The organism is Microterricola pindariensis (genome assembly GCF_002936985.1).
GTDB classification, from domain to species: Bacteria; Actinomycetota; Actinomycetes; order Actinomycetales; family Microbacteriaceae; genus Microterricola; species Microterricola pindariensis.
Genome location: NZ_MPZN01000015.1, coordinates 46379 through 69256, shown reverse-complemented (window position 1 = coordinate 69256; position 22878 = coordinate 46379). Strand labels below are relative to the sequence as shown.

21 protein-coding genes are annotated in these 22878 nt (G+C 69.6%); 16 read left to right on the top strand and 5 right to left on the bottom strand.

All coding sequences use genetic code 11. The features are described from left to right. From atpA to GY24_RS06615, 5 genes are all read left to right on the top strand, one after another. Positions 1-1184: F0F1 ATP synthase subunit alpha (gene atpA / locus GY24_RS06635; RefSeq protein WP_104474929.1), on the top strand; the 1184-nt coding region annotated here is incomplete at its 5' end. A gap of 56 nt (positions 1185-1240) precedes the next feature. Continuing rightward, positions 1241-2140, top strand: a complete 900-nt coding sequence (locus GY24_RS06630) for a F0F1 ATP synthase subunit gamma (RefSeq protein ID WP_104474928.1) — start codon at positions 1241-1243, stop codon at positions 2138-2140. Positions 2141-2180: 40 nt separating this feature from the next. Next, a complete protein-coding gene (atpD, locus tag GY24_RS06625) occupies positions 2181-3644 on the top strand; it encodes a F0F1 ATP synthase subunit beta (protein WP_083363353.1) in 1464 nt (487 codons plus the stop codon). Positions 3645-3646: 2 nt separating this feature from the next. Next, positions 3647-3907, top strand: coding sequence for a F0F1 ATP synthase subunit epsilon (locus GY24_RS06620; RefSeq protein ID WP_083363354.1), 261 nt, complete (start codon positions 3647-3649; stop codon positions 3905-3907). 102 nt (positions 3908-4009) lie between these two features. Next, complete coding sequence (locus GY24_RS06615) at positions 4010-4771, top strand: YaaA family protein (RefSeq protein WP_104474927.1); 762 nt, start codon at positions 4010-4012, stop codon at positions 4769-4771. A 27-nt stretch (positions 4772-4798) separates the two neighbouring features. On the opposite strand, the gene GY24_RS06610 is transcribed toward GY24_RS06615, so the two are convergent. After that, the gene (locus GY24_RS06610; protein ID WP_104474926.1) at positions 4799-5368 is read right to left on the bottom strand and encodes a DNA-3-methyladenine glycosylase I; all 570 of its coding nucleotides are present in this window, start codon (positions 5366-5368) and stop codon (positions 4799-4801) included. Beyond that, positions 5365-5919, bottom strand: a complete 555-nt coding sequence (locus tag GY24_RS06605) for a methylated-DNA--[protein]-cysteine S-methyltransferase (RefSeq protein WP_104474925.1) — start codon at positions 5917-5919, stop codon at positions 5365-5367. The genes GY24_RS06610 and GY24_RS06605 overlap by 4 nt, the downstream gene beginning before the upstream one ends. A 176-nt stretch (positions 5920-6095) precedes the next feature. Here GY24_RS06605 and GY24_RS06600 point away from each other — a divergent pair, with 176 nt between their 5' ends. From GY24_RS06600 to GY24_RS06590, 3 genes are all read left to right on the top strand, one after another. Continuing rightward, positions 6096-7109 carry a hypothetical protein gene (locus tag GY24_RS06600; RefSeq protein ID WP_104474924.1) on the top strand — a complete coding sequence of 338 codons (1014 nt, stop codon included), beginning with the start codon at positions 6096-6098 and terminating at the stop codon, positions 7107-7109. Next, positions 7106-7462, top strand: coding sequence for a GntR family transcriptional regulator (locus tag GY24_RS06595; RefSeq protein WP_104474923.1), 357 nt, complete (start codon positions 7106-7108; stop codon positions 7460-7462). Before GY24_RS06600 ends, GY24_RS06595 begins: the two co-directional genes overlap by 4 nt. Positions 7463-7574: 112 nt before the next feature. Then, the gene (locus tag GY24_RS06590) at positions 7575-8543 is read left to right on the top strand and encodes an aldo/keto reductase (protein WP_104474922.1); all 969 of its coding nucleotides are present in this window, start codon (positions 7575-7577) and stop codon (positions 8541-8543) included. 199 nt (positions 8544-8742) lie between these two features. Here the strand turns inward: GY24_RS06590 and GY24_RS06585 are convergent, their stop codons facing one another. From GY24_RS06585 to GY24_RS06575, 3 genes are all read right to left on the bottom strand, one after another. Beyond that, positions 8743-10269, bottom strand: a complete 1527-nt coding sequence (locus GY24_RS06585) for an FGGY-family carbohydrate kinase (RefSeq protein WP_104474921.1) — start codon at positions 10267-10269, stop codon at positions 8743-8745. Further along, positions 10270-11913: a fucose isomerase gene (locus GY24_RS06580; RefSeq protein ID WP_233279232.1), complete on the bottom strand. Its 1644-nt coding sequence runs from the start codon at positions 11911-11913 to the stop codon at positions 10270-10272. It lies immediately after the preceding gene. A 144-nt stretch (positions 11914-12057) separates the two neighbouring features. Beyond that, positions 12058-12813, bottom strand: coding sequence for an HpcH/HpaI aldolase family protein (locus GY24_RS06575; RefSeq protein ID WP_104474920.1), 756 nt, complete (start codon positions 12811-12813; stop codon positions 12058-12060). A gap of 169 nt (positions 12814-12982) precedes the next feature. On the opposite strand from GY24_RS06575, the gene GY24_RS06570 reads away from it, so the two are divergent. The 8 genes from GY24_RS06570 to GY24_RS06535 all read left to right on the top strand — a co-directional run bounded on the left by GY24_RS06570 (position 12983) and on the right by GY24_RS06535 (position 22858). After that, a complete protein-coding gene (locus GY24_RS06570) occupies positions 12983-13963 on the top strand; it encodes a LacI family DNA-binding transcriptional regulator (protein WP_104474919.1) in 981 nt (326 codons plus the stop codon). Positions 13964-14133: 170 nt separating this feature from the next. Continuing rightward, positions 14134-15123: a tripartite tricarboxylate transporter substrate binding protein gene (locus tag GY24_RS06565; RefSeq protein ID WP_233279231.1), complete on the top strand. Its 990-nt coding sequence runs from the start codon at positions 14134-14136 to the stop codon at positions 15121-15123. A 9-nt stretch (positions 15124-15132) separates the two neighbouring features. Continuing rightward, the gene (locus GY24_RS06560) at positions 15133-15759 is read left to right on the top strand and encodes a tripartite tricarboxylate transporter TctB family protein (protein ID WP_104474917.1); all 627 of its coding nucleotides are present in this window, start codon (positions 15133-15135) and stop codon (positions 15757-15759) included. Further along, the gene (locus GY24_RS06555) at positions 15756-17294 is read left to right on the top strand and encodes a tripartite tricarboxylate transporter permease (protein WP_083363366.1); all 1539 of its coding nucleotides are present in this window, start codon (positions 15756-15758) and stop codon (positions 17292-17294) included. The genes GY24_RS06560 and GY24_RS06555 overlap by 4 nt, the downstream gene beginning before the upstream one ends. Positions 17295-17331: 37 nt before the next feature. Then, positions 17332-18201 carry a dihydrodipicolinate synthase family protein gene (locus tag GY24_RS06550; protein ID WP_104474916.1) on the top strand — a complete coding sequence of 290 codons (870 nt, stop codon included), beginning with the start codon at positions 17332-17334 and terminating at the stop codon, positions 18199-18201. Positions 18202-18388: 187 nt separating this feature from the next. Beyond that, a complete protein-coding gene (locus GY24_RS06545) occupies positions 18389-19033 on the top strand; it encodes a TetR/AcrR family transcriptional regulator (RefSeq protein ID WP_161498697.1) in 645 nt (214 codons plus the stop codon). A 7-nt stretch (positions 19034-19040) separates the two neighbouring features. Next, on the top strand, positions 19041-20774 hold the full coding sequence (locus GY24_RS06540; RefSeq protein ID WP_104474914.1) for an ABC transporter ATP-binding protein: 1734 nt from the start codon (positions 19041-19043) through the stop codon (positions 20772-20774). Beyond that, complete coding sequence (locus GY24_RS06535) at positions 20771-22858, top strand: ABC transporter ATP-binding protein (RefSeq protein ID WP_104474913.1); 2088 nt, start codon at positions 20771-20773, stop codon at positions 22856-22858. The genes GY24_RS06540 and GY24_RS06535 overlap by 4 nt, the downstream gene beginning before the upstream one ends. The last annotated feature ends 20 nt before the right edge of the window (positions 22859-22878 follow it).

Here is a 22878-nt window from a genome sequence, read left to right as displayed (position 1 = left end):
TGCAGACCGGTATCAAGGCCATCGACGCCATGATCCCGATCGGCCGCGGACAGCGCCAGCTCATCATCGGTGACCGTCAGACCGGCAAGACCGCTCTGGCGATCGACACCATCATCAACCAGAAGGCCAACTGGGAGTCTGGCGATGTCAACAAGCAGGTGCGTTGCATCTACGTTGCCATCGGTCAGAAGGGTTCCACCATCGCTTCGGTGAAGGGCGCCCTGGAAGACGCCGGTGCCATGGAGTACACCACGATCGTGGCCGCTCCGGCATCCGACCCCGCCGGCTTCAAGTACCTCGCCCCCTACACCGGCTCGGCCATCGGCCAGCACTGGATGTACGGCGGCAAGCACGTTCTCATCGTCTTCGATGACCTCTCCAAGCAGGCAGAGGCCTACCGCGCCGTTTCGCTGCTGCTGCGCCGCCCGCCGGGCCGCGAGGCATACCCCGGCGACGTGTTCTACCTGCACTCCCGCCTGCTCGAGCGTTGCGCAAAGCTCTCCGACGAGCTCGGCGCCGGCTCGATGACCGGTCTCCCGATCATCGAGACGAAGGCCAACGACGTCTCGGCCTACATCCCGACCAACGTGATCTCGATCACCGACGGCCAGATCTTCCTGCAGTCCGACCTCTTCAACGCCAACCAGCGCCCCGCTGTTGACGTGGGTATCTCGGTCTCGCGTGTTGGTGGCGACGCCCAGGTGAAGTCCATCAAGAAGGTCTCCGGAACGCTGAAGCTCGAGCTGGCCCAGTACCGCTCGCTCGAGGCCTTCGCGATGTTCGCCTCCGACCTCGACGCGGCCAGCCGCCGTCAGCTCGCCCGTGGCGCACGCCTCACCGAGCTGCTCAAGCAGCCGCAGTACTCGCCGTTCCCGGTCGAGGACCAGGTCGTCTCGATCTGGGCCGGCACCAACGGCAAGCTGGACGAGGTTCCGGTCGAGGACATCCTGCGCTTCGAGCGCGAGCTGCTCGACTACCTGGGCCGCAACACCGAGGTCCTGAACACGCTGCGCGCGACCAACGTGCTCGACGACGCGACCGTCGCCGAGATGTCTGCCGCCGTTGACAAGTTCAAGCTTGAGTTCCAGACGGGTGACGGCAAGCCGCTGGCCTCGAACGAGAAGTTCGAAGCCATCGCCGAAGAAGACGTCAACCAGGAAAAGATCGTCAAGGGCCGTCGCTAACGCGACGCCCGAGACGACTATTCGACTGATATTGAACTAGGAATCACAGGAGAGACATGGGAGCGCAACTTCGGGTCTACCGGCAGAAGATCAAGTCTGCCCAGACGACCAAGAAGATCACTCGTGCCATGGAGCTGATCTCCGCATCACGCATCCAGAAGGCGCAGGCACGCGTCGCGGCATCAACGCCGTACTCGCGGGCCATCACTCGTGCCGTCTCGGCGGTTGCGACGTACTCGAACGTCGACCACGTTCTCACGACCGAGCCGGAGAAGATCGAGCGGGCAGCCGTCGTCATCTTCACCTCGGACCGTGGGCTCGCGGGCGCGTTCAGCTCCCAGGTGCTCAGAGAGGCCGAGGAGCTCAGCACGCTGCTGCGCTCTCAGGGCAAGGACGTCGTGTACTTCCTCGTCGGCCGCAAGGCCAACGCCTACTTCGGGTTCCGCCACCGCGCCTTCGAGCGCGTGTGGACGGGCGGCACCGACCAGCCGCAGTTCGACACGGCGAAGGAAATCGGGGACGCGCTCCTCGAGGCCTTCCTGCGCAACAGCGATGACGGCGGCGTCGACGAGATTCACGTCGTCTACAACCGCTTCGTCAGCATGGTCACCCAGGTGCCCGAGGTTGTCCGCCTCCTTCCCCTCGAGGTTGTCGAGGGTGTCGAGGAGCCCGGCGCCAAGGATGTGCTGCCGCTGTACGAGTTCGAGCCGGATGTCGAGACTGTTCTCGACGCCCTGCTGCCGGTCTACATCGAGAGCCGCCTCTTCAACGCCATGCTGCAGTCGGCTGCTTCCGAGCACGCCAGCCGCCAGAAGGCGATGAAGTCGGCATCCGACAACGCCGACAAGCTGATCACCGACTACACGCGTCTGGCCAACAACGCGCGTCAGTCCGAGATCACGCAGCAGATCTCCGAGATCGTCGGCGGCGCCGACGCCCTGTCATCCGCCAAGTAGCCCTAGTTTTTTACGAAGTAAGTCCAGAAGAGAGAGAACAATGACTGACACTGCTACCGCGCCAGTCCAGGCTGAGAGCACTGCGGGCGCCGTCGGCCGGATCGCCCGCGTGACCGGTCCCGTGGTTGACATCGAGTTCCCGCACGACTCCATCCCCGGTATTTACAACGCGCTGAAGACCGACATCACCATCGCCGGTGTGTCCACCACGATCACGCTCGAGGTTGCCCAGCACCTCGGTGACGACGTCGTGCGCGCCATCGCCCTCAACCCGACCGACGGCCTCGTCCGCGGCCAGGAGGTTCGCGACACCGGTGCACCGATCTCGGTGCCCGTCGGTGACGTCACCAAGGGCAAGGTCTTCAACGTCATCGGTGAGGTCCTCAACGCCGCCCCCGGCGAGCAGATTGAGATCACCGAGCGCTGGCCGATCCACCGCAAGGCCCCGGCCTTCGACCAGCTCGAGTCCAAGACCACCATGTTCGAGACCGGCATCAAGGTCATCGACCTCCTGACGCCGTACGTGCAGGGTGGAAAGATCGGTCTGTTCGGTGGTGCCGGTGTCGGCAAGACCGTTCTGATCCAGGAAATGATCCAGCGCGTTGCGCAGGACCACGGTGGTGTGTCGGTGTTCGCCGGTGTCGGCGAGCGTACCCGTGAGGGCAACGACCTCATCCACGAGATGGAAGAAGCAGGCGTCTTCGACAAGACCGCCCTTGTCTTCGGCCAGATGGACGAGCCGCCGGGAACGCGTCTGCGCGTCGCCCTCTCGGCCCTGACCATGGCTGAGTACTTCCGCGACGTCGCGAAGCAGGACGTGCTCCTCTTCATCGACAACATCTTCCGCTTCACCCAGGCCGGCTCCGAGGTCTCGACCCTTCTGGGCCGCATGCCTTCCGCCGTGGGCTACCAGCCGAACCTCGCCGACGAGATGGGTGTGCTCCAGGAGCGCATCACCTCGACCCGCGGTCACTCGATCACCTCGCTGCAGGCGATCTACGTTCCCGCCGACGACTACACCGACCCGGCCCCGGCGACCACCTTCGCCCACCTCGACGCCACGACCGAGCTTTCTCGTGCGATCGCGTCGAAGGGTCTGTACCCGGCCGTTGACCCGCTGACCTCGACGTCGCGCATCCTCGACCCCCGCTACCTGGGCGAGGACCACTACCGCGTGGCGACGAATGTCAAGCAGATCCTGCAGAAGAACAAGGAACTCCAGGAGATCATCGCCATCCTCGGTGTCGACGAGCTCTCCGAGGAAGACAAGATCACGGTGTCGCGTGCGCGCCGTATCGAGCAGTTCCTCTCGCAGAACACCTACATGGCCAAGAAGTTCACCGGCGTCGAGGGCTCCACCGTCCCGCTCAAGGACACGATCGAGTCGTTCGACGCGATCGCCAAGGGTGAGTTCGACCACGTCGCCGAGCAGGCATTCTTCAACGTCGGTGGCATCTCCGACGTCGAAGAGAAGTGGGCTCAGATCCAGAAAGAGAACGGCTAAGCATGGCCACGCTGTCCGTGAGCGTTGTCTCGGCCGACCGGGAAGTCTGGTCCGGCGAGGCAACCCAGCTCATCGCTCGCACCGTCGAGGGAGAGATCGGTATTCTCCCCGGCCACGAGCCGCTGCTCGCGATCCTCGCCCGTGGCGAGGTCCGCGTGACGCTGCCCGGCGGTGAGAAGATCACCGCGCAGGCGGATGACGGATTCCTCTCGGTCGAGAACAACACCGTTCAGGTCGTTGCTCGCCAGGCCGGACTGGTCTAGTCAGCTCCACCACGTTTCACCACAACCGCCGGGACCTGGCGCGCGCAAGCGCACCGGGTCCCGGCGTTTTTCATTCCCAACCGGATTGGTTCCCACGCCCTCATGCTCATCCTGCTCCCGCCCTCTGAGACCAAGCGCGACGGGGGAGACGGTGCCCCGCTCGACCTCGCCGGGTTGGCCTTCGCGCCGCTCGCCCCGGTGCGGCGCGAGCTCGTGGACGCGCTGCAGGAGCTCGCCGCCGACACCGAGGCCTCCGTCGCGGCGCTCAAGCTCGGCCGCACCCAGCTGTTCGAGGTGGAGCGGAACCGCCGGCTGACGTCATCCGGCACCATGCCCGTGATCGACCGCTACACCGGCGTGCTCTACGACGCCCTCGACGCGGCCACGCTCACGCCCGGGGCGCGCGCCTACGCGCACAGTCACCTGGTGGTGCACTCGGCGCTGCTCGGCCCCGTCGCGGCCCTGGACGGCGTCCCGGCCTACCGGATGTCACACGACTCCAAGCTGCCGGCCCTCTCGCTGAAGAAGCACTGGGGCAGCACCATCGCCGAGCAGCTGGCGCCGCTGCCGGGCGTGCTGCTCGACCTCCGCTCCGAGGCCTACACGGCACTCGGCCCGCTGCCTGTCCGCGAGGGCACCGCCTACCTGCGCGTGCTCAGCGCGGGCGCCGACGGCCAGAAGAAGGCCCTCAACCACTTCAACAAGAAGTCGAAGGGCGAGTTCACCCGCGCCCTGCTCGAGGCGGGCATCGACTTCGGCAGCATCGAGGAGCTGCTCAGCTGGGCGCCGAGCGCCGGGCTGACGCTGCAGCGGCACAAGGCGGCCACCGCCGGCAAGCCCGAGGAGCTCGCGCTCATCGTCTAGCGACTCGCCGGCAGTGGCTGGGGCCGCCTACTGGGCGCGGTGGCAGCCGACGACGTGGTCGTCGACGAGTCCGGCGGACTGCATCAGTGCGTACATCGTCGTCGGGCCGACGAAGCCGTAGCCGCGGGAGCGGAGCGCCTTGCTGAGCGCCACGGACTCCGGCGTCGTGCCCGGCACCTGTTGCAGCGTCTCCGGCCGCGGCCCGGCATCCGGGGCGAAGCTCCAGATGAGCTCGCTCAGGCCGTCCGTGCCGAGCTCCTGGGTGATGCGCGCGTTCTTGATCGCCGACGCGATCTTGCCTCGGTGCCGGATGATGTCCGCATTGCCGAGCAGCCGCTCGACGTCCTCGTCGCCCATCGCCGCGACCGCGTCGACGTCGAAGCCGTGGAACGCCTCGCGGAACGCCGGGCGCTTGCGCAGGATCGTGATCCAGGACAAGCCGGCCTGGAAGCCCTCCAGGCAGACCTTCTCGAACAGCGCACGGCCGTCGAGGAGCGGCCGGCCCCACTCCTCGTCGTGGTAGCGGCGGTACTCGTCGTCGTCGCCGACCCAGGCGCAGCGGGCCAGACCGTCGCCCGCGACCAGGACCGCGCTCACAGGGCGTAGTCCAGCTCGAGCTGGGTGTGCGGCGCGGGCGGGGGAGCGGGCACCCTGTTGGTCTTGTGCTCGATGCCCTCGTGGTCGAGCAACCAGACCTTGGTCGGGATGCCGTCGCCGCCGCTGTACCCGGTGATGCGCTTGTCACCGGCGAGCACGCGGTGGCACGGCACGATCAGCGGGATCGGGTTCGCCCCGACGGCGCCGCCGATGGCGCGCGCGGAGCCCGGCTTGCCGACCTCGACGCCGAGCTCGCCGTAGGAGAGGAACTCGCCCCAGCCGATCGTGCCGAGGCGCTGCCACACGCTCAGCTGGAACTCGGTGCCGTGCAGCGCGATGGGCAGCTCGAAGCTGTGCCGCTCGCCGGTGAAGTACTCGGCGAGCTGTCGAGCGGCCTCCTCGAGGATGGCGTCGGGGCGCTCCGGCTTGTGCTCGAGCGGGACGTGGCCCGCTCGCGCAATGCTGAGGGAGGTGACGTGCTCACCGTCGCCGGTGAGTTCGAGCAGCCCGATCGGGCTCTCGGTTCTGAGGATGTAGTCGTTCGCGCTCATGCTTCGACTGTAACCGGGCCGCTCGAGCGTCGCTGGCGAGAATCGGACATCTGTGCAGAGCCCAGCGGGCAGGCGAGCCTGTGCAGGGAAGGACGCGCCGCACGAGGTCCGCCGTGCACCCCCGATGTATCATTTTGCTGATACATTCATCTGCACCGGGGTCGAGGGGGAGCCGTATGAGCATGTTCCAGTTCGTGTTGTTGCACGAGTACGTGAACACGGCGACAACGGTCATCGTGCCGCTGGGCATCGCACTGCACTACTGGCGCGGTGCGGAGGCGCAGGGCATCGCCGGGCCCCAGCTGCTGCGTGCCCGGTTCGCCAGCGTCCTCCTCTGCGCAGCCATCCTGCTGAGTGCCCCCGGCGGGCCGCTGCCGAACCGGGGCAACTTTCGCTGGGACGACTTCCTGACCGCGCTGGTCGTCGCCACCCTCTGCATCGCCATTCTGCTGCCCAGCCGGCGCCGCCCGACGACCCCCGATGCGCCCGAGCCGCTGGCGCAGCTCGACCTGCGGCCCCGCTCCATCGGCAGCTTCACCCGGCCGTGGTGGCTGGTCTCGTGGGGCGCGTCCGCCGCGCTGCTGGCGACGGCCGTCGTCAGCGCCGGACTGCTCTCGAGCCCGGACGGCCTGGGGCGGTACACGGAGCTCGTCGTGCCGTTCGGCACCACGGGGTATTACGGCTCGAGCAGCATCGTCGGCTGGTACTTCGGCGTGCCGATCATCTGCGCGACACTGGCCCTCTGCGTGGCTACCTGGCTGGCGCTCGCGGGCGTCGCCCACCCTCGGCTCGGCCAGCGGGGCCTCAGCGTGCAGGCGGATGCCGCGGCACGGCGGAGCAGGATGCGCACCATCCTCGCGTTCAGCAGCGGGGCGCTGCTCGTCACGCTCGCGATGGTGCTGTCCTCGCTCGGCGGCACCGCCCAGCTGCTGGTCTCGTTCCCGGCCGGCGACGCCGGCTTCGTCTCGGTCGGCACCCCCATCGCCGCCCTGGCGATGCCGCTGACGGTGGCGAGCTTCCTCGCGCGCGGACTCGGGATCGCCCTCGTGCTGCTTCCCCTCTTCTCGCGGCGCGCGTCCCCGGCCCACTCCCGCCCGGTTGGCACCCCCCGTTCGGTCACCGGGGCAGAGAATGGGAGCCGGACCGGCGTCCACGCGCCGGGGTCGGCGCCCACCCGGCAGCCGGCATGAGCGAGATCAGCATGGGCGCCCTCGGCCTGCCCTCCGAGCAGATCGCAGGGCAACTGCGCGCCCGCATCCTCTCCGGCGGCATCGCGGCGGGGGAGCGGGTGCCGCCCGTGCGGCAGTTGGCACGCGACCTCGGCGTCGCCGCCGGCACCGTCCAGAAGGCCTACAAGCAGCTCGAGAGCGAGGGCCTGCTGGTCTCCCGGTCCGGCGGCGGCACCCGGGTGAGCGCGGCGATCACCGCCCCGCCGGTCGAGGTGCTGAAGGCGGCTCGCTCGCTCGCCGAGCTGGCCAGCGGCCGGGGACTCAGCCTGGACGAGGCGCTGGCGGCCGTGCGCGCCTCCTGGCCGGCCGACTGACGCCGCCTGCACGCCGCCGTGCGCGCCGCCTGCGCGTCGCCGTGTTACCCCCGGTGTAGCGCGCACACGCCGTGACGCGCTCCGCCCGGGCATCCGCAATAGGCTGGCAGGCATGGCTCAGATCGAATACCGCACCCTCGGCAAGTCCGGCCTCCTCGTCTCGACGGTGGGGCTCGGCTGCAACAACTTCGGCCGCACCGGCACGCTGACCGAGACCCAGCAGGGCACGGATGCCGTCATCTCCGCCGCGATCGACGCCGGCGTGACCCTGCTCGACACCGCCGACATCTACGGCGCCGAGTACGGCCTGAGCGAGAGCCTGATGGGCAACGCGCTGCGCGGACGCCGCGAGCAGGTCGTCCTGGCCACCAAGTTCGGCCACGTCGACTACGCCAGCCCGCTCAGCAACTGGGGCGCCAAGGGCTCACGGCGCTACATCCGGCTCGCCGTCGAGGGCTCGCTGCGCCGCCTGCAGACCGATTGGATCGACCTGTACCAGTTGCACACCCCCGACCCGCACACCCCGATCGAGGAGACGCTCTCCACCCTGGATGACCTGATCAGCGAGGGCAAGATCCGCTACATCGGGCACTCCAACTTCGCCGGCTGGCAGATCGCGGATGCCGAGTACACGGCCGCGCTGGGCTCCCACCCGCGCTTCATCTCGTCGCAGAACGAGTACAACCTGATCGCCCGCGGCGCCGAGGCGGAGGTGCTGCCGGCCGTCAACGCCTACGGGCTCGGCTTCCTGCCCTGGTTCCCGCTCTACAACGGCCTGTTCACCGGCAAGTTCAGCCGCGACGCCGGCCCGGCCGACAGCCGCATCATGCGCACGCGCAAGCACCTCGTCGACACCGCCCCGTGGGACGCGATGGAGGCCTACGCCGCTTTCTGCGCCGAGCGCGGCGTCACCATGCTGGCCGCCACCTTCGCCTGGCTGCTCGCCCAGCCGGGCCTGGCCAGCGTCATCGCCGGCGCCACCAAGCCGGAGCAGATTCGGCAGAACGTGGCCCAGGCCACCGCCTGGAAGCCGAGCGCGGGCGAGGTCGCCGAGATCGGCGCCTTCTTCGCGACCGCCTAGCGGCATCCGGACGGGCACAGCCCACGGCCCGCCGCCGCCCACCGCCGCCCACGGCCGAGGCCTGAACTGCGCCGCTCGCGGCACGCGGAAAGTCCCGCGGCCCCCGACATACCGGGGGCCGCGGGACTCTTCGGGGGCCGCGAGACGCGCGGGGCGGAGGCCCGGCCGCAGCCCTAGGCCCCTGCCCGAGGCCGCAGCCCTAGACCGGCGCCTGCCCGGCCCGCGCCGCGGAGCGCTGCAGCGCCGCGAGGGCGTGCGCGGTGTCGCGGGTGGCCGGGTACAGCGCCAGGTAATGCCGGTACAACTCGTCGTAGACGGCGCGGTTGGCCGGGTTCGGGTGCAACTCCACGCCGGAACCGTTCCAGCCGGCGGTCTCTGCGCCCTCCAGCAGGCCGGCCGCGAGCCGCGCCGAGCCGAGGCTGGCGCCGATCGTGTCGGCAGGCAGCTGCTGCACCAGCCCGGTGACGTCGGAGACGATCTGCGGCCAGAGCGTGCTCTGCGTCCCGCCGCCCACGGCGACGATGCGCTCGATCACGGCCCCGGCCGCCCGCATCTCCTCGACGTTGTGCCGGATGCCGAACGCCGTCGCCTCGAGGGCGGCGCGGTAGAGGGCGCCGCGCCCGTGCTCGAGCGTGAGCCCCAGGACCATGCCGCGCGCGTCGGGGTCGGCCAGCGGCGTGCGCTCGCCGGCGAAGTACGGCAGCATCAGCAGCCCGCGGCTGCCTGCGGGCTCGGCCGCGGCCTCCGCGACGAGCTCCGCGTAGCCGGGGTCGCCGAAGAGGCCCCGCAGCCAGGCCGTGATGGCCCCGGACGTCGCCATGCCGGCCGCGAAGTTCCACGTTCCGGGCTCGACGCCGACCGTTCCCCAGAGCGCCGGGTGGGTGACCCGGCTCGGCGAGGTGTTGATGAGGAAGAGCGTCGTCCCGTACATGAGCATGAGGTCGCCGGGGTGATGGGCGTCGACGCTGATCGACTCGGTCCACGCGTCGATGGTGCCGACGGTCACGGGCGTTCCGGCCGGCAGCCCGGTGGCGGCGGCAGCGGCATCCGTGATGGTGCCCGCCTGCTCGCCCGGCCAGGCCAGCCGCGGCGGCTCGATCGGGCCGAGCAGCTCCGCGCTCCACGGCGCGTGCCAGTCGAGCGCCTCGGTGTCATAGAGCGGAGTGCACTGGCTGGCGGAGTGGTGGTCCAGGGTGTACTCGCCGCTCAACTGCCAGACCAGCCACGAGGCGGGCATGAAGAACCGTCGGGCGGCCGCCCACACCTCGGGCTCGTTGTCGGCGACCCACGCGAGTTTGGGCCCGACGGCCTGGCTGGAGAGCGCCGAACCACAGCGCTCGATGATGGCCTCGCGCCCGAAGCGGGCGTTCAGCCGCTCGATCTGATCGCCGGCCCTGGTGTCGACGCCGTAGAGGATCGCCGGGCGCAGCGGGGTGCCCACTGCGTCGGCGAGCAGCAGGCACGGGCCCATGCCGCTGACCCCGACCGAGGCGATCGGGCGCCCGGCCACCGCGGCGGCGGCGCTCAGCTCCGCGGCGATCTCGACGAACTCCTGCCACCAGAGCGCGCCGTCCATCTCGACCTGGCCGGGCAGGGGCCGCGACACCGCGTGCTCGCGCACGACGGTGCACAGCACCTGCCCGTCGGGGTCGACCAGCACCCCCTTGCTGCTCGACGTGCCGACATCGACGCCGATGACGAGCCCTCCGGGGCGCTGCGCGGTCATCTAGATGTTCACATCGCCGATGAGGTGCACGCGGATGCCGATGCCGTCGAGCATCGCCGCCTTGGCGATCAGCGCACGGTCGGCCGTCGCGGCATCCGGGGCGTAGACAATCTGCGAGTGGTTCGCCTTGTGCCTGGCCATGAACTGGTCGCGGTTGACGCCGTGCAGCACGACGTGTGCGATCGGCCACTCGGGGTTGGTCGCCTGCTTGCGGCGCTCCGTCTCCTCGGCCGGCAGTTCGACGACGCTGGCGCGGCCGATGTCGGCCTGCAGGATGCCGTCGGCGATGTAGATGCGGCTCCACACGATCTCACCGGGGCGCGAGACGCCGTTGATGGTGCTTCCGCCGGCCGGGAAGAACACCGGGTCCTGGCGCCAGCCCTCCGCGTGCTCGTAGCCGCCCAGGTGCGAGGCGGGCACCGAGCCGGAGATCTCGTAGACCCAGACGAAGTCGTCGCCGAACTGCTCGCCCCAGCGCACGTCGTGCAGGGTGTTGTCCGGCACGAGTCCGAGCGCGGTCCAGACCCGGTCGGTGATGAGCGCGTCCACGGCGACACCCTCATCGGCCTCGTTGAAGTGGGGGAGTGCGCGCCCCTCCCAGAGCACGCGCGAGCCGTCCCGGCTCGTGACCGGGGGCCGCTCGGTGGCGTTGAGGAGCCCCTCGGCGAGGTCGCTGGCCGGGACCAGGTCCTTGAGTCCCTGCTGGTACTGGATGCCGACGGCGTCGAGCCCGAAGTCGTCGGCGATCCGCAGCGCGGCGATGTACATCTTGTACTGCCAGCGCAGCTGCGTCGCGGTCAACTCGGTGGTCTCGTCGGTGCCGAGGCGGAACGTCATCCCGTGCTCGAGCAGCCAGTCGCCGACGGCGTCGGCCTCCTTGTCGGCGACGGTCAGCATCTCGGCGTACAGCGCGCTCTGCGACAGCCGCTCCTTGTAGATGCCGGTCGGGTTCAGCAGCTCGTCGTCGAAGATGGCGTTGTACATGCCCATGCAGCCCTCGTCGAAGACGCCGATGATGGCCTTGTCGCGCAGCAGCTCGGCGGCCAGCGCCCGCCCGAGGGCGGACTCCGGCGAGTCGGGCAGCTCGGGCAGCGCACGCACATGCGAGTCGTCGTGCCGGATCGTTCCCGTCTCGACCCAGCTGCGGATGCCGGCCTTGAACCAGTCATCGGTGAAATCGGTGCTCCAGATGGTGCTGTACTCCGTGCCCATCTTCGTCATCCCGGCGTTCAGGCCGAGCAAACCGACGAGCCCCGGCCAGTCGCCGGCGAAGTTGGCGACGGTCAGGATGGGGCCCCGGTGGGTGCGCAGGCCGGCGAGCACGTGGTGGCTGTACTGCCAGACCGCCTCAGCGACGATGAGCGGCGCGTCGAACGGGATGTTCTTGAACACCTCGATGCCCATGCGCTGGCTGCGGATGAAGCCGTGGCCGAGCGCGGGGTCCACGGGGTTGGCGCGTTCGATGGTCCAGCCGAGTTCGGCGAAGGCGGCGGCGATGTCGCCCTCCATCGCGGCCTGCGTGGCCCACCCGGCGGTGTTGGCCGACTCTCGCAGGTCGCCGCTGGCGATCAGCCACGCGGTCTTCGGTGCAACGGCGGTCTGGGGCCGTTCCTCGGGCATGCGGTAGGTGGTCGACGGTGCCACTCATCCTCCTTGATAGAGCTTGACAACTACGTGCGCACCGCTCTCGGTGCGTCAGCACAGACTGTCAGTAATCGATTTCACAGTCAAGACAGGCCTCTCGCCGTTCTCGCCCGAGGTCGGAGCGACCGGGCGTGCAGAGGCTGCTCAGCGGGGCAGCGCGGCCCCACGGGTGTCGGCGATCTCGCGCAGCAACAGCGCATCGCTGGCCGACATGGTGAAGGCGGCGCCCTGCTCCTGCCAGAACCGGGCCTCGGCGTTGCCCGAGCAGTCGACGCCGACCGGGACACCAGAGGCGCCGGCGGCGGCGATGATCTGCAGCATGGCGCCCAGCAGCTCCGGTGAGTCGCGGTAGCCGACCCGCCCGAGGCCCAGGCTGAGCGAGAGGTCGTTCGGCCCGATGTAGAGGGCGTCGACGCCCGGCGTCGCGGCGATCGCCTCGACGTTCGCCAGCCCGGCCGCCGTCTCGATCATCACGATGCAGACCGCGGCCGCGTCGCCGGCGGCCGGCTCGATCGGCCGGTGGCTGGCGGTGGCCAGGATCGGGCCCCAGCTGCGCGTGCCGCGCGGGGCATAGCGGCAGGCGGATGCGGCGGCCGCCGCCTCCGCGGCAGTGCTGACCATGGGCACTACCACTCCCTCCGCGCCGAGGTCGAGCGCCCGCATGATCTGCTCCGGGGAGTTCCACGCGACGCGCACGCACGGCCGGGCGGGTGTGTCGCCCAGGGCGCGGAGCAGGGCGGGCAGCGAGTGCGGCGAGGCGTAGCCGTGCTGGAGGTCGATCGTCACGAAGTCGTACCCCGCCCGGCCCAGCAGCTCGACCGGCACCGGGTCGTCGATCGTGCTCCAGGCGCCGTGGCACGGCGCTCCGCTCGTCCAGTGTGCTCTCAGTGTCTGCGTCATCTGATCCTCCTCGATCCCCTGCAGACACTAACGGCTGGCCGTGCCGGACCGCGGCCGGCCCGCCCCGCGCCCGGCCCGCCTGAGGCCTCCCGGGGCCCACAGCCGATAGCATGTGCCAAGCGTCGCCGGCCCGCGCCGGCGCGGATTTTGACAACGCAGGGGGGGAAGCATGGCCGCACGAGCGAAGCTCAGCGACGTGGCGCGGCTCGCCGGCGTGTCGACCGCGACGGTCTCGCGGGTGTTGAACGACAACGACCGGGTCGCGCCGGAGCTGGTCGAGCGCGTGCTCAAGGCCAAGGCGGAGCTCGGCTATCGCTACAACAGCCTCGCCCGTGGGCTGCGCACCCGGGCGAACGCGGTCGTCGGCGTCGTCATCCCCGACGTGACCAACCCCTTCTTCACCGACCTGGTCCGCGGCATCGAGGACCTCGTCAGGGAGAACGGCTACCTCCTGGTGCTCTGTAACACCGATGAGACGGCGGCGAAGGAGGAGGCCTACCTCGAGCTGCTGGTCGACCAGCAGGTGGCCGGACTGGTGATCGCCCCGGTGCGCTCGACGATCGAGGCCGCGTCCTTCGACCTCGCAGGCATCCCGGTGGTCGCCGTCGACCGCACGATGAACGGCGTCGACACCGTGACCCTCGACAATGTGCGCGGGGCGATCGCCGTGACCTCACGGCTGCTGGAATCCGCCCGCCGGGTCGCCACGATCACCGGGCCGCTGGTGACGACGACAGGCAGCGAGCGGCTCGTCGGCTACCGGCGCGCGCTCAGCGACGTCGGCATCGACTTCGAGCCGGAGCTCTTCGTCGAGGCCGACTACTCCGAGTCCGGCGGGTACGCCGCGGCGCATCGACTGCTGGCGCTGGAGGAGCGGCCGGAGGCGATCTTCTGCGGGAACCACGCCATGGCCCTGGGGGCGATGCGGGCCATCAGCGAGGTGCTCGACGACCCGAGCGAGATCGCGCTGGCCTCGTTCGAGCCGCTGCCGTGGGCGGCGGATCCGGGCGGGCGCGTGGTCACGCTGGCGGTGCCGAGCTACGAGCTCGGCCAGCGCGCGGCCCAGATGCTGCTTGAGCGCATCCGCGGCTTCGAGGGCCCCGCGCGCAGCATCGTCGTGCAGACCGAGTTGCTGCGCACGCCACGCTGAGCCCCGACGCGGTCACGGCTGGGGCAATTGACAAACCGGATGCCGCTCAATAGTCTTCTCGGAAATCGATTACAGACACAGCAGACTCGATGCCTCCGCATCCGAGAAATCGATTACATGCCGGCCGCAGTGGCGCGCTCGGCAGTGGCCAAGACAAAGGAGTTAAGCCTGTGAATCCCAAGAAAGCTCTCGTCGGCATCGCCGTCGCAGCACTCTCGCTCTCGCTCGTTGGTTGCACCGTCGGCACCGCGGCCGAAACCAAGCCGAAAGAAGACGCCGCAGCCGCCGAGCCGGTGAGCACCTTCCCGGAGAAGCCGATCACCCTGATCGTGCAGGCCAACCCCGGTGGCGGCTCCGACCTCTCCTCGCGTGCGCTCGCCGACCAGCTCTCTCGCATCCTCGACACCGACATCATCGTCGAGAACCGCCCGGGCGCAGGCGGCGCGACGGCCATGGAGTACGTCGCCGGCCTCCCGGCCGACGGCTACACGCTCGGCTTCGGCCCGGTCGAGATCGCGATGCTCAACACCACGCAGGGCGCCGACGTGCTCCCGGAGAACTACGACCTGCTCGGCCAGATCATGCTCGCCCCCGGTGTCATCTCGGTCAGCGCCGACAGCCCTTACCAGACCCTCGAAGACCTGATCGCCGCGGCCAAGGGCCAGCCCCTGACCGTCGGCAACTCCGGCACCGGCTCCATCTGGGAGGCCGCGGCCAAGGCGCTCGCCGGCGAGTCCGGTGCGCAGTTCACCAACGTTCCGCACGAGGGCGGCGCACCGGCCGTGGCCGCCGTCATCGGCGGCCAGATCGACGCCGTTGTCTCCGGCGCCGGCGAGGCCAAGGCGGGCAACGACGACGGCACGCTGCGTGTCCTCGCCGTGCTGCACGACGAGGAGCACCCGAACTTCCCCGGCATCCCGACGGCTGCTGAGGCGGGCTACCCGCTCGAGTTCGGTGGCTGGGGCGGAATCTACGCACCGGCCGGTCTGCCGACCGACGTGCACGCGACGCTGGAGGCCGCCATCAAGGAGGCCGTCGCGTCCGACGAGTACCAGGCGTTCCAGAAGAACGCGGGCAACCTCGTCGTCTACCGCAACTCCGCCGATTGGACGACGTTCGTGAACGAGCAGTTCACGCGCTTCGCTGAGCTGCTGGGCTAACCACCAGCCATGAGCCCACAACCATTGGGCCTCGGCACCGACGACGCCGTGGCCGCGACCACCATCGCGGCCACGGCGCCGGCCCCCGAGGCCGAGGCCGAGACCGGCATCGTCTCCACGGTCGACCCCGACGTCGTCGCCCAGCCGTCGAAGCGTCTCGAGATCATCGTGGCCGCAGCGGCACTCCTCTTCAACGTCATCCTGCTCGTCGCCGCGCAGTCCATCGAGCTGCGCCGCGCGGCCGACCCCGGCCAGATCGACGCCCGATTCTGGCCGACCATCCTCGCCCTCCTCGGCATCGGCCTCGCGGTCGCCCGCCTCGTGATCGCCATCGTCGGCAAGCCGGACGAGCGCGACGACCTCGAACGGGTGCAGCCCGGCCAGATGGGCAAGCTGCTCATCGCCCTCGCCCTGACGGCCGGCTTCCTCGGCGTGTGGTCCTGGAAGACGGCGACGCTGACCCTATTCGGGCTGGTGATCGGCTTCAAGCTGTTCGTCATCGTCGCACCGCTCTACCTCGCCGCACTGCTCTTCGTCTTCGGCGCCCGCGGCTGGAAGTCCCTCGTGATCTACCCGGTCGTGACGACGGGCTTCATCTACCTCCTGTTCGGCCAATTGCTAAGGATCGCACTATGAACGGATTCGCCGAGGGGATGGCGTCGCTGCTCGACCCCACCGTCGGGCTCTGTCTGCTGCTCGGCCTCGGCCTCGGCCTGCTCGTCGGCGCCTTCCCCGGCATCACGGCGACCATGGCCGTCGCGCTCGCCGCCGGCTTCACCCTGACGCTGGAACCGGTGCAGGGCCTGGCCGTGCTGCTCACCATCTACGTCGCCGCCAACTTCGGCGACCGGGTGCCGTCGATCCTCGTCAACACGCCGGGAACCCCGGCCTCGATCGCGACCACTTTCGACGGCTACCCGATGGCGAAGCAGGGCAGGGCCGGGCTGGCACTGACTATCTCCGCCCTCGGCTCCGCCGTCGGCATCCTCGCCAGTCTCGTGCTGTTCATCGCCGTGGCGGTGCCGCTGGCGACCATGGCCAACAAGCTCTTCGGCCCGGCAGAGATGTTCGCGCTCGTCGTCTTCGGCCTCACCATCATGGTCAGCATCTCCTCGAAGTCGCTGCTCAAGGGGCTCCTCGCCGGCGTCTTCGGCCTCACCCTGGGTGCGGTCGGCACCTACGCGATCACGAACGACGCCCGCTTCACGCTTGGGCTGACCGACATGCGCGACGGCTTCAGCTTCATCGCCGTGATCATCGGCCTGTTCGGCATCGGCGAGCTCTTCGACCAGCTGCTCACCTACCGCAAGTCGAAGGTCAAGCCGATCTCCAGCCTCGGCCGCTGGTGGCCGAACAAGTCGGAAGTCAAGCAGATGGGCAAGCCGATGCTCGTCTCCGGCGCGGTCGGGCTCGGCGTCGGGCTCGTCCCGGCCGCCGGCGGCGACATCGCCGGTCTCATCGGCTGGGACCGCGCACGCGCCGTCTCCAAGCGGCCGCAGGACTTCGGCAAGGGCTCCATCGAGGGCATCACGGCATCCGACACCGCGTCGAGCGCCACCCTCGGCGGCTCGCTCACGACGACGATGGCGCTCGGCGTACCCGGCGACTCCGTGATGGCCGTGATGATCGGCTCCATGATGATCTGGGGCATCAGCCCCGGCCCCGGCCTCTTCACGAACCGGCCGGACCTCGTCGTGAGCATCGCCGGAATCATGCTGATCGCGACCATCCTCTCCCTCGGCGTCAGCCTGGTGCGGATGAAGGGCATGGTCAAGCTGCTCGACGTGCCGAACCACTACCTCTGGGCGACGATCCTGATCTTCTGCGTCATCGGCACCTATGCGACGACGAACAACCTCACCACGGTGATCATGATGCTCGCCTTCGGCGTCGTCGGGGTGATCCTCAAGCGCACCGGCTTCCCGGCCGGGCCGGTCGTGCTCGGCATGCTGCTCGGCCCCCTGGCCGAGAAGGAACTCGGCCGCGCGCTGCTCATCGCCCAGGGCGACTTCTTCGACGTGGTCAGCCGCCCGCTGACCGCCGCCATGCTCGGGCTCGCGCTGATCTCGCTGGTCGTGCCGATCGTCGGCCGGCTGCGCGCGCGCAAGAAGGCCGCCGCCGCGCTGGCCGCCCTGCCGGCCGAGCGCGAGCACGCCCCCACCGGCGTGTGAGCCGGCCCCAGACATCCCTCACCCACAGAAAGAAATCATGACCAGAAGAGACATCCTCACCGCCGTCCCCGTCGCCTTCCACGAGGACGGGCGGCTCGATCTCGACGGCTCGCGCGAGATCCTCGAGTACGTCGCCAAATCCGGCAACGAGGGCGCATTCGTGCTCGGCACGACGGGGGAGTTCCCGGCGCTCAGCTTCGAGGAGCGCGGCGCGCTGACCGCGCTCAGCCTCGAGGTGCTGGCCCCCGTCATGCGCGTCGTCGTGCACGTCGGCGGTGCAAGCGTCTACGACGCGCTGCGCTACCTGCAGCAGGCCCGCGAGGCCGGCGCCACCGAGGTCGCCGTGCTGACCCCGTACTACCTCAAGGCGACGGATGCCGCGCTGCTGGACTACTTCAGCCAGATCAGCGCGGCGGCCGACGGCATCGACGTGTACGTCTACGTCTTCCGGGCCGTCAGCGGCAACTTCGTCAGCAACGAGCTGATGGCCCGCATCGCCCAGCTGCCCAACTTCGTCGGCGCCAAGGTCAGCGACGAGCCGCTCGAGCAGCTGGCCGCCTACCGGGCGGTCGTGCCGGAGTCCTTCCTCATCTACACCGGGGGAGACCGCGATCTGGCGCGCGCGGAGCGCTACGGCGCGCAGGGCGTCATCTCCGGCATCTCCTCCGTGCTGCCCAAGCCGTTCCGGGCGCTGGCCGCCGCCGCGGCAACCGGTGACGCGCAGGCCATCGCCGCCGCCCAGAGGGACGTGGACGACGCCGTCGACACAGTGCAGGGCAACATGGGGCGCATGAAGGCGGCCTACCGGGCGCTCGGCATCCGGGGCGGAACCGTCCGGATGGCGATCGAGGCGCCGAGCGCGGAGACCGTCCGCGAGATCGAGCGCGTCGTCGCGGCCTACGCCTGAGCACGGACAGGGGCCCGGCCGGTGCAGCGCACCGGCCGGGCCCCCGCATGTCCGGACGCGGCTCGTCGGCGTGCCCGGGGCCGCGGGAACGCGCCGGCCGCGAGTGCGCACTGCACGCGCTGCGTGTTCACCGAGAGCGGAAGGCCGTCCCTAGCTGAGTGAGCGCTCACTCAGTTACGATTCACGAGTGATTCCCGCCGCCGCATCCGTGAAGCCCGGCCGAGCCAAGCCGCTCGGCCGCGACGAGCGGCGCAGCGCCATCCTGGACGCCACCATCCCGCTGCTCATCGCGCACGGGCGCGATGTCACCAGCAAGCAGATCGCGGCCGCCGCCGGCATCGCCGAGGGCACCATCTATCGTGTCTTCGCCGACAAGGAGGAGTTGCTCGCCGCCGCCCTGCACCGGCACATGGACGGCGGGGCGCTCGCGGCGTCCCTGCTTCAGATCCCGCCCGCCGCCGACCTGGACGAGTCGGTCGCGACCATCGTGTCGCTGCTGCAGGTGCGTGTGCGCGAACTCTTCGGCCTCATGGTCGCGCTCGACTTCTGGTCGAGGTCGCGGGCGGATGCCGGCAGGCACGCGCGCCCGGACAGCGAGCCGATCCTCCTCGCCGTCGCCGAGGTGCTCGCGCGGCACACCGACGAGCTGCGCGTGCCACCCCGCCGGGCCGCCCAGATGATCCGGCTGACCACGCTCTCGATGACGCACCCGCTGCTCAGCGAGGGGGAGAACTTCACGACGGCGGAGATCGCCGCGCTGCTCCTGCACGGGCTGGCCGCTGCTGCATCCGCCCCGGCACAGACCCTCACCACCGCCCCCTCGAACGACTAGGAGTCCCATGCTTCTCCCACTGGTCTGGCGCTATTTGAAGCCCTACCGCTGGCTGCTCCTCTGGGTGGTCGTGTTCCAACTGGCGCAGTCGATCGCCTCGCTCTACCTGCCGACGCTCAACGCCGACATCATCGACCAGGGCGTCGCGAAGGGCGACACGGCGTACATCATCACGACGGGCGGGTGGATGCTGCTGATCACCCTCGGCCAGGTGATCTGCGCGATCATGGCCGTCTACTTCGGCGCGCGCGCCGCCATGGCGCTCGGCCGGGACCTCCGCCAGGGCGTGTTCGAGAAGGTCGGCCAGTTCTCGGAGCGCGAGGTCGCGCTCTTCGGCGCGCCCTCGCTGATCACCCGCTCCACCAACGACGTGCAACAGGTGCAGATGCTGGTGCTGATGACCTGCACCATCCTGGTCAGCGCGCCCATCCTCTGCGTCGGTGGCATCATCATGGCGATGCGGCAGGACCTCGAGCTGTCCTGGCTGATCGCGGTCGCGGTGCCCGTGCTGCTCATCGCGGTCGGGCTGATCGTGATGCGCATGGTGCCGCTGTTCCGCTCCATGCAGAAGCGCATCGACCGGGTGAACACGGTGCTGCGCGAGCAGCTCACCGGCATCCGGGTGATCCGCGCCTTCGTGCGCGAGCCGATCGAGGCCGCGCGCTTCGGCACCGCCAACGCCGAGCTCACCGACACGGCGCTGCGGGCGGGGCGCCTCATGGCCCTGCTGTTCCCCGTCGTGATGCTCGTGCTCAACGTCTCCAGCATCGCCGTGCTCTGGTTCGGGGCATTCCGGATCGATGACGGCTCCATGCAGGTGGGCACCCTGACGGCGTTCCTCAGCTACCTCATGCAGATCCTGATGTCCGTCATGATGGCGACGTTCATGGCGGTCATGATCCCGCGCGCCGCCGTCTGCGCCGACCGCATCCAGGAGGTGCTCGGCACGGAGCCGAGCGTCACACCGCCGGCGAACCCCGTCGTCAGCCTGCACGGGGTCGGCTCCATCGCGCTGGATGACGTCGCGTTCTCCTACCCGGGGGCCGAGCAGCCGGTGCTGACCGACGTGAGCTTCATCACGCGCCCGGGCACGACGACCGCCGTCATCGGCAGCACCGGCTCCGGCAAGACCACCCTCGTCAACCTGCTGCCGCGGCTGTTCGACGCCACCGCCGGCACGGTGGAGATCGACGGGGTCGACGTGCGGGAGATCGATCAGGAGCTGCTCTGGGGCCACATTGGCCTGGTGCCGCAGAAGCCCTACCTGTTCTCCGGAACGGTGGCCAGCAACCTGCGCTACGGCAAGAGCGATGCAACCGATGAGGAGCTCTGGCACGCCCTCGGGGTCGCCCAGGCCCGGGACTTCGTCGCCTCGATGCCCGGCGGGCTCGACGCGCCCATCAGCCAGGGCGGCACCAACGTGTCCGGCGGCCAACGACAGCGGCTGGCGATCGCCAGAGCCCTCGTGAAGCGGCCGGCGATCTACATCTTCGACGACTCCTTCTCTGCGCTGGACCTCACCACCGATGCGAACCTGCGTCGGGCGCTGCGGGCCGACATCGGCGACGCCACGCTGTTCATCGTCGCTCAAAGGGTGTCGACCATCGTCGACGCCGACCAGATCCTGGTGCTCGAGGGCGGTGAGATCGTCGGCCGCGGCACGCACGACGAGCTGCTGGAGAGCTCGGAGACCTATGCGGAGATCGTCTCTTCGCAGCTCACCGCGGAGGAGGCAGCATGAGCGAGGCAGACGACAACACGACGGAGGGCGCCGCGACCGCTGCTCCCCGGCGCGGCCCGATGGGGCGCGGGCCGATGGCGGGCGCCGCCCCCGTCGAGAAGGCGATGAACTTCGGCCCGTCGCTGAAGCGGCTGCTCGGCCGGCTCCGCCCCGAGTGGTTCCAGATCATCTCCGTCACGATCCTCGCCGTCATCGGCGTCGTGTTCAGCGTGCTCGGCCCCAAGCTGCTCGGCCAGGGCACGAACATCATCTTCGAGGGCGTCGTCTCGGCCCAGATGCCGGCCGGCGCGACGAAGGAGGAGGTGCTCGAGCAGCTGCGCTCCTCCGGGCAGGGCCAGCTGGCCGACATGCTCTCCTCGATGAACCTCACCCCGGGGCAGGGCATCGACTTCGCCGCACTCGGCAGCGTGCTGCTCGGCGTGCTCGCGCTCTACCTCGCAGCCTCGCTGTTCCTCTGGCTGCAGGGCTTCGTGCTGAACGGCAGCGTGCAGCGCACCGTCTACCGGCTCCGGCAGGACATCGAGGTGAAGCTGAACGCGCTCCCGCTCAGCTATTTCGACAAGACGCAGCGCGGCGAACTGCTCAGCAGGGTCACGAACGACATCGACAACGTCTCGCAGAGCCTGCAGCAGACGCTGAGCCAGGCCTTGACGTCGATCCTGACCGTCATCGGCGTGATGGTCATGATGTTCACCATCTCGCCGCTGCTCGCGCTCGTCGCGCTCGTGACCATCCCGCTGACGCTGCTCATCACGGTGATCATTGGCAAGCGCTCGCAGAAGCTCTTCGTCGACCAGTGGAAGCACACCGGCGAGCTGAACGCGCGCATCGAGGAGACCTACACCGGGCACTCCCTGGTCAAGGTCTTCGGCCGCCAGCAGGAGACGAACGACGAGTTCACCGAGAAGAACGAGGAGCTGTACGGGGCCAGCTTCGGCGCCCAGTTCGTCTCCGGCATCATCATGCCGGCGATGATGTTCGTCGGGAACCTCGTCTACGTCGCCATCGCCGTGATCGGCGGCCTGATGGTCGCCAGCGGCCAGATGAGCCTCGGCGACGTGCAGGCCTTCATCCAGTACTCCCGGCAGTTCACGCAGCCGCTCAGCCAGCTGGGCTCGATGGCGAACCTGCTGCAGTCCGGCGTCGCCTCGGCCGAGCGGGTGTTCCAGCTGCTCGACGCCGAGGAGCAGAGCCCGGATGCCGTGGCGTCTGCCGGGGCGGCACCGGCCCCCGCCGCGCCGGCGCGCGCAGGCGCCCTGGCCGCGGCATCCGAGCGCGCGGAGTCTGAGCGCGCGGGGTCCGGTCGCGCGGCATCCGGGGAGGGCAGCGGCCGCCTCGTGTTCGAGGACGTCTGCTTCCGCTACGCCCCGGACAAGCCGCTGATCGAGAACGTGAATCTCGTCGCCGAGCCCGGGCACACGATCGCCATCGTCGGGCCGACCGGTGCGGGCAAGACCACGCTGGTCAACTTGATCATGCGCTTCTACGAACTGGACTCCGGCCGGATCACGCTGGACGGCACGGACATCGCGACGATGACCAGGGCGGAGCTGCGCGGCCGGATGGGCATGGTGTTGCAGGACACCTGGCTGTTCGGCGGCACCATCCGGGAGAACATCGCCTACGGCCGGCCGGGTGCCACGGAGGAGGAGATCCTCGCCGCCTCCCAGGCCACCTACGTCGACCGCTTCGTGCGCGCCCTCCCGGAGGGATACGACACGGTGCTCGACGACGAGGCCGGCAACATCAGTGCCGGCGAGAAGCAGCTGATCACGATCGCGCGCGCCTTCCTCGCCCAGCCGAGCGTGCTGATCCTGGACGAGGCGACGAGCTCGGTCGACACCCGCACCGAGCTGCTCGTGCAGAAGGCCATGAACGCCCTGCGCAGCGACCGCACCAGCTTCGTCATCGCCCACCGGCTCTCCACGATCCGGGACGCCGACCTCATCGTGGTGATGGAGAACGGGCAGATCGTCGAACAGGGCACGCATGCCGAGCTGCTGCAGGAGGGCGGCGCGTACTACCGCCTGTACAACGCGCAGTTCGAGGCTCCGGCATTGGAGGGCGAGGAGGGCGCGGCCTAACCGGCCGGGCCGGGCTCCCC

Coding starts and splice junctions, on each gene's coding strand:
- GY24_RS06630 (WP_104474928.1), top strand. CDS start 1,241: ATGGGAGCGCAACTTCGGGTCTACCGGCAGAAGATCAAGTCTGCCCAG.
- atpD (WP_083363353.1), top strand. CDS start 2,181: ATGACTGACACTGCTACCGCGCCAGTCCAGGCTGAGAGCACTGCGGGC.
- GY24_RS06620 (WP_083363354.1), top strand. CDS start 3,647: ATGGCCACGCTGTCCGTGAGCGTTGTCTCGGCCGACCGGGAAGTCTGG.
- GY24_RS06615 (WP_104474927.1), top strand. CDS start 4,010: ATGCTCATCCTGCTCCCGCCCTCTGAGACCAAGCGCGACGGGGGAGAC.
- GY24_RS06605 (WP_104474925.1), bottom strand. CDS start 5,919: ATGAGCGCGAACGACTACATCCTCAGAACCGAGAGCCCGATCGGGCTG.
- GY24_RS06600 (WP_104474924.1), top strand. CDS start 6,096: ATGAGCATGTTCCAGTTCGTGTTGTTGCACGAGTACGTGAACACGGCG.
- GY24_RS06595 (WP_104474923.1), top strand. CDS start 7,106: ATGAGCGAGATCAGCATGGGCGCCCTCGGCCTGCCCTCCGAGCAGATC.
- GY24_RS06590 (WP_104474922.1), top strand. CDS start 7,575: ATGGCTCAGATCGAATACCGCACCCTCGGCAAGTCCGGCCTCCTCGTC.
- GY24_RS06585 (WP_104474921.1), bottom strand. CDS start 10,269: ATGACCGCGCAGCGCCCCGGAGGGCTCGTCATCGGCGTCGATGTCGGC.
- GY24_RS06575 (WP_104474920.1), bottom strand. CDS start 12,813: ATGACGCAGACACTGAGAGCACACTGGACGAGCGGAGCGCCGTGCCAC.
- GY24_RS06570 (WP_104474919.1), top strand. CDS start 12,983: ATGGCCGCACGAGCGAAGCTCAGCGACGTGGCGCGGCTCGCCGGCGTG.
- GY24_RS06560 (WP_104474917.1), top strand. CDS start 15,133: ATGAGCCCACAACCATTGGGCCTCGGCACCGACGACGCCGTGGCCGCG.
- GY24_RS06555 (WP_083363366.1), top strand. CDS start 15,756: ATGAACGGATTCGCCGAGGGGATGGCGTCGCTGCTCGACCCCACCGTC.
- GY24_RS06550 (WP_104474916.1), top strand. CDS start 17,332: ATGACCAGAAGAGACATCCTCACCGCCGTCCCCGTCGCCTTCCACGAG.
- GY24_RS06540 (WP_104474914.1), top strand. CDS start 19,041: ATGCTTCTCCCACTGGTCTGGCGCTATTTGAAGCCCTACCGCTGGCTG.
- GY24_RS06535 (WP_104474913.1), top strand. CDS start 20,771: ATGAGCGAGGCAGACGACAACACGACGGAGGGCGCCGCGACCGCTGCT.